This window comes from Oceanimonas baumannii (genome assembly GCF_002245495.1).
Lineage (GTDB): Bacteria > Pseudomonadota > Gammaproteobacteria > Enterobacterales > Aeromonadaceae > Oceanimonas > Oceanimonas baumannii.
In genome coordinates this window covers 1-962 of sequence record NZ_NQJF01000068.1, presented here as the reverse complement: position 1 = coordinate 962, position 962 = coordinate 1, and the positions used below count along the sequence as shown (strand labels likewise).

The window sequence follows — 962 nt, the reverse complement described above, 5'->3', positions numbered from 1 at the left end:
AGATGTGTATAAGAGACAGAGACGAAAGAAGCAGCCCGAAATTGGGTCTGTAGCTCAGTTGGTTAGAGCGCACCCCTGATAAGGGTGAGGTCGGCAGTTCGAATCTGCCCAGACCCACCAATTTTGTGTGGGAAACGCCTGTAGAAATACGGGGCCATAGCTCAGCTGGGAGAGCGCCTGCCTTGCACGCAGGAGGTCAGCGGTTCGATCCCGCTTGGCTCCACCACTACTGCTTCTGTTTGTATAAAGCTTAGAAATGAGCATTCCATCGTGTGGATGGTGAATGTTGATTTCTAGTCTTTGACTAGTTCGTTCTTTAAAAATTTGGGTATGTGATAGAAAGATAGACTGAACGTTACTTTCACTGGTAACGGATCAGGCTAAGGTAAAATTTGTGAGTTCTCTTAGTTGAGAAATTCGAATTTTCGGCGAATGTCGTCTTCACAGTATAACCAGATTGCTTGGGGTTATATGGTCAAGTGAAGAAGCGCATACGGTGGATGCCTTGGCAGTCAGAGGCGATGAAAGACGTGGTAGCCTGCGAAAAGCTTCGGGGAGTCGGCAAACAGACTTTGATCCGGAGATGTCTGAATGGGGGAACCCAGCCATCATAAGATGGTTATCTTGTACTGAATACATAGGTGCAAGAAGCGAACCAGGGGAACTGAAACATCTAAGTACCCTGAGGAAAAGAAATCAACCGAGATTCCCAGAGTAGTGGCGAGCGAACGGGGACTAGCCCTTAAGTGGCTTTGAGATTAGCGGAACGCTCTGGAAAGTGCGGCCATAGTGGGTGATAGCCCTGTACGCGAAAATCTCTTAGTCATGAAATCGAGTAGGACGGAGCACGAGAAACTTTGTCTGAATATGGGGGGACCATCCTCCAAGGCTAAATACTCCTGACTGACCGATAGTGAACCAGTACCGTGAGGGAAAGGCGAAAAGAACCCCGGCGAGGGGAG

2 tRNA genes and 1 rRNA gene are annotated in these 962 nt (G+C 48.6%); all 3 read left to right on the top strand.

What is annotated here, in order from left to right:
• The first annotated feature begins 43 nt into the window (after positions 1-43).
• A tRNA-Ile gene (locus B6S09_RS18245) sits at positions 44-120 on the top strand.
• A 30-nt stretch (positions 121-150) separates the two neighbouring features.
• Positions 151-226: transfer RNA gene (locus tag B6S09_RS18240), tRNA-Ala, on the top strand.
• Positions 227-473: 247 nt separating this feature from the next.
• Positions 474-962: ribosomal RNA gene (locus tag B6S09_RS18235) — 23S ribosomal RNA — on the top strand; the annotation flags it as partial.